Source organism: Alcanivorax sp. HI0044, assembly GCF_001634945.1.
Genome location: NZ_LWEZ01001311.1, coordinates 1 through 4,670, shown reverse-complemented (window position 1 = coordinate 4,670; position 4,670 = coordinate 1). Strand labels below are relative to the sequence as shown.

4 protein-coding genes are annotated in these 4,670 nt (G+C 58.4%); 1 reads left to right on the top strand and 3 read right to left on the bottom strand.

The genetic code is table 11. The features are described 5' to 3' along the window. Positions 1 to 459: 459 nt before the first annotated feature. On the top strand, positions 460 to 978 hold the full coding sequence (locus A3730_RS19160; protein WP_082872463.1) for a lipocalin family protein: 519 nt from the start codon (positions 460 to 462) through the stop codon (positions 976 to 978). A gap of 168 nt (positions 979 to 1,146) precedes the next feature. Here the strand turns inward: A3730_RS19160 and A3730_RS29835 are convergent, their stop codons facing one another. The 3 genes from A3730_RS29835 to A3730_RS19150 all read right to left on the bottom strand — a co-directional run. After that, the gene (locus A3730_RS29835; RefSeq protein ID WP_082872462.1) at positions 1,147 to 1,590 is read right to left on the bottom strand and encodes a transposase; all 444 of its coding nucleotides are present in this window, start codon (positions 1,588 to 1,590) and stop codon (positions 1,147 to 1,149) included. Positions 1,591 to 1,980: 390 nt separating this feature from the next. Beyond that, positions 1,981 to 2,502 (bottom strand): hypothetical protein, encoded by a 522-nt coding sequence (locus A3730_RS19155; protein WP_156497157.1) that lies wholly within the window; start codon positions 2,500 to 2,502, stop codon positions 1,981 to 1,983. 86 nt (positions 2,503 to 2,588) lie between these two features. Further along, positions 2,589 to 4,670, bottom strand: a 2,082-nt coding sequence (locus A3730_RS19150) for a molybdopterin-dependent oxidoreductase (protein ID WP_063538704.1), incomplete at its 5' end; no start/stop codon positions are given.

The window sequence follows — 4,670 nt, the reverse complement described above, 5'->3', positions numbered from 1 at the left end:
ACGCAACCAGCACAGATCGAGCTTTTTCTTACTGACATCAATACCGATGGTAGCCATCTCTCCACTTCTCCTTGTTCGTGCAGCCTCATCCGGTCAACGAAGGGCTCGGATACCGTTCAAGTTTTGAGAGAAATGCTGGCGGGACCTATCTACATCACAGGCTCAGGGCCTCAGGTCGAATACGGGTTGCCCGCCAGCAGTGGCGGAAGGGTAGCAAATCCTTCCGCCGGAGAGACACAAGGTCGGATTAGTCTTAAAGACGTAATCCGACACTCGCCCCATGGGACAGCGGCGACATTGAATGTCGGCTTACGGCCTTCGGCCTCTCTGTGCCCTCGGGTAAAGTCGACCTACAAAAGAGCGAAATGCGAGGTGTGTGGGTGGCAAGGAAACGACCGGCGCTCAGCTTCACCTCGCGTTGCCCCCCCAGGCGCGATCATCACGGCCATGGAGAGACCTATGCGCCCAATATTGTTGATAGTGAGCCTGATTATGCTCAACGCCTGCCAAACCACACCGACTGCACCAATTGAGGTGGCGGATCCGTTCGACCTGGATCGCTTTATGGGCCAGTGGTATGTGATCGCCAATATCCCCACCTTTCCCGAAAAAGGCGCCCATAATGCCACCGAGACCTATCGACGGGCCGGCCCCAATGAAATTGCGACCACCTTCACCTTCCGCAAGGATGGCGCGGACGGTGAACTGAAAACCCTGACGCCCACCGGCTTTGTTAGCGACGAGAACCCGGCAATCTGGGGAATGCGGTTTCTCTGGCCGTTCAAGGCGGATTTCCGGGTGCTGTATGTAAGCCCGGATTACCAGACCACCATCGTGGGGCGGCAGAAACGGGACTACCTGTGGATCATGGCGCGCAGCCCGGAGCTGCATGCCAAGACCTACGAACACCTGCTGGGCATCGCCCGAGAACGCGGTTACTCGCTGGACAAACTACAAAAGGTGCCCCAGGTGTGGTGACCTGACCTTGCCCAAGGTTTGCCAATGCCCTTGTGATCGCAAACCCGAACTCTTCGTGATGCGAGCATCAGTGATTCACTACGGTCCGTTCCCACAAGGGAGCGAGGTTTATGTGGGAAGCGATGCTTGCATCGCGAACAAGAACGGCAAGATTCTGCCGACCGCAAATCAAAGCCAGACAGCATTCCAAAATGGGTAATCTCTCACTGAAGTCACCAGCCCAGCCCTCACAGGGTTTGCGATGACATAACGGGCCGCTGGTTTCAATTCCGCTTCGCTTCTCAGCGCGCGATCATGGAAGCTGGATTGCCAGATGGCTTGCTCCAAGGAACGGGACACTCTGGCCTTGGCCATTCTGACAATTTGGGACAAATCATGCTTATCCGTTGTGGACAACAGCCAGTGCACATGGTCCGGCATGACCACATAGCACCACGTGTGGCTGGCGTTCTGAATATCTGATTGAGCTATAGATCTGCACACTTGGCAGGCGATAGAGAAACGGGAAAACCATGGGGTTCTGCCCGCTGTGCTGAAAGTAACCAGATAGGGTCTTCCCTGCTGGGAGAAGCGCCCTTTTCTCAAGGAATGGCTGTGGTAGCGATGAGTCATCCATAGAGCGTAACGAGCCGGGGCGGCGTGAGCTGTCAGTTTTTAGAGGACAGGCCTGTCATCTGAATCTGATTATTAAGGAACCTCTGAAAAACTCCTTGCGTACTCAGTCTTTCAGTCTGGTTCGCAATCTATACCCCATTCGGGGCACAGAGGGCGCACTTTTGAAGGTGTCCCCTAACTGGGATCGAGATATGTCCATCCATCGAAAAAGCGCAACAACGAGTGCGGGCCAGCCTGGATGACCCGAAGCACCCGTTCGGGCATAAAGGCGCGGCCTGAAGCGCACACCTGCTGCGCCTTGCCTCTCGGAAAGGGAACCACCCTGACCATCAAGACAAGACGCAACAGCTGCACGCTTCAGGCCACGCTGAGCATGCAAGGAGTTTTTCAGAGGTTCCTTAACCTTTTGAGGATATAAGGTGAGCCTCTTTCTTCGCGATGCAAGCATCGCTTCCCACAAAACCACCACCCCATAAAATGAAGCCTCTCTGTGGGAGGCGATGCTTGCATCGCGAAGAAGATCTTAACGAAGAAACCCGGCCTAAAAACTTTCGCCCAACTGAATAAAGAAGACGGTATCGTCTTCTGTGAAGGCCACATCCACACCGATGTGCAGAGGCTTGCTCGGGGTAGTTTGCCAGCGCAGGCCGGTGCCGTAACCCGCAAACGATCATCCAACAGGTAATCTTGATGAAAGGCACCCACCACCCAGCTGTCAGTATCGGTGTACATGGCGCCCAGGCCACTGGTGGGGTTGGGGCCACCATTGCCATCACGGGACGGGTGCAGGTACAGGGTCGCCAGTTGCAAACCTGTACCCATGGTGGGGTTCGACACGGGGATGGGCGCCACTACCCAGTTGCCTTTTTCCAGGTTGGGCCCGTGAGTGCCCTTCTCCACATTCGCCATGAAGGTATCGGTTTCGGTAACTGCCGCCGCGCAAGGCAGCGACAGGCACCCGGCAACACATGCCGCCGCTCGCCACGGAGCGACTCTCACGGGCAGATTGCTGGGGCCAGCGTGACGGGAATGCCATTGAGCTGCGCCATGGCCGTTACCGCTTCCACCCGTTCCGTGCCGATCACATCGTTCACACTGCAGCCCTGGGTAGAGCGGGCGATTTCCAGCTGCACGCCGTCGCGGTCATGGCCCCAACCATGGGGCACACTGATCACCCCGGGCATGATGTCGTCACTGATACTGGCCGGGAGCGTGATGCTGCCGGCGCTGCCGCTGATGGTCACATCCGCCCCCTCTTCCACACCCAGTCGCTGGGCATCCTGCGGGTGCACAATCGCAGTGAAGCGACCCTTACCTTTGATCAGGCGCTGGCTGTTATGCATCCAGGAATTATTGCTGCGGATATGGCGCCGGCCAATCATCAGCAGCTGATCCTTTTCCGGAGCAGACGGCACCGGCAAACCTTGCAAGGCCCGGTGGTAGAGCGCGGGCACCAGATTGATGCGCTGATCGGGCGTAAACAGACGCTGCGGCAACATGGGCGTCAGCGGCCCCAGATCAATGCCGTGCGGAGCCGCTTGCAGACTCTTGAAGGTCAGCCCATGGCTTTTTCCCCGCAGCAGGCGCCAGGCCACTTTGGGCAGTGTATGCAGGCCGTTCTCTTTGAGCTCGGCCAGGGCCTTGCCGCCACTGCCATAGGGCCCCAGACGCAGGCCCAGATCGATGATGCCGGTGTCACCCAATTTGCGGACAAAGCGGTCAGTGGCCGCCACCTTCAAGCGGCTGCGTCGACTGCGTGCCTTAAGCCGATTCAACCGCGTAGTGAGCCCGAGCAGGATTTCCCAGTCGTGCAGCATGCCCTCCGGGCGAGGTACCAGAGGTGGCGTGTATTTCACTACATTGCGCACTGACACCGCCTGGAAAATGGGGTCAAACTGGCCATGCTCCAGCTGCCCGGTGGGCGGCAGAATAATGTCGGCATGGCGGGTGGTCTCATTGATATAGAGATCAATACTGACCATGAAATCCAGCCCGGCCAGGGCCCGGTCCAGCTTGCTGCCATCCGGGCAGGACAACACCGGATTGCCGGCATGGGAAATAAAGGCCTTCACTTGCCCCAACCCCGGCGTGAGCATTTCATCGGCCATGGCGGTCACCGGGAATTCACCGCCGAATTCCGGGTAACCGTTTACCCGGCTGCGGTAACGGTCGAAGCTGCCGGTATCACCGCTAAGGGCACTCATGGCGACGATATCAAAGGCCGGGTTGGTGAACATCACGCCCCCTTCCCGATCCAGGTTGCCGGTGAGGATATTGATCACGTAGACCAGCCAGGCGCTGAGCGCACCATGGGCACTGGTGGTGACGCCCACCCGGGAATAGACCGCCGCGCTGGGCGCGTTGGCGATGTCACGGGCGAGCTTGCGGATATGATCGGCAGAGAGCCCTACCGCGGTTGTCACTTTTTCAGGGGTCCACGGTGCTACCAGCTTTTCCAGGGTTTTCTTGCCATCGAGCAGGGACTCGAGGCGGCCCGGCGCCACCAGCAATTCCGTGTACATGACCTGAACCAACGCCAATAACAGGTACACATCAGTGCCTGGGCGCACGAAATGATGCTCGTCCGCCACCCGGGCGGTTTCGGTGCGACGCGGGTCCACCACCACCAGTTTGCCGCCGCGCTTTTGCAGCGCCTTGAACCGGTTCTTGACGTCGGGAACCGTCATGATGGAGCCGTTGGAGGCCAGCGGATTGCCGCCAATAATCATGAAGTAATCGGTGCGGTCGATATCCGGGATGGGAAACAGCGCTTGGTGGCCGAACAGCTGATACGTCGCAAGTTGATGGGGCAGCTGGTCTGCCGAGGTGGCACTGTAACGCTGGCGGGTGTTGAGCGCCTGGGTAAACGGCAACAGGGTAAACAGGGCACCGTGATTGTGGGCTGTGGGGTTCCCCAGGTACAGGGACACCGCATTCTTGCCATGCTCCTGTTGTATCGCGTGGAGTCTCTGGGCGGTTTCCTCCAGGGCCTCATCCCAACTGATCGTCACCCAGCCATCGGCGGTACGTTTCACCGTGTGGCGCAGGCGGTCCGGGTCGTTGTGCAGATCCTGCAG

Coding starts and splice junctions, on each gene's coding strand:
- A3730_RS19160 (WP_082872463.1), top strand. CDS start 460: ATGCGCCCAATATTGTTGATAGTGAGCCTGATTATGCTCAACGCCTGC.
- A3730_RS29835 (WP_082872462.1), bottom strand. CDS start 1,590: ATGACTCATCGCTACCACAGCCATTCCTTGAGAAAAGGGCGCTTCTCC.
- A3730_RS19155 (WP_156497157.1), bottom strand. CDS start 2,502: ATGGCGAATGTGGAGAAGGGCACTCACGGGCCCAACCTGGAAAAAGGC.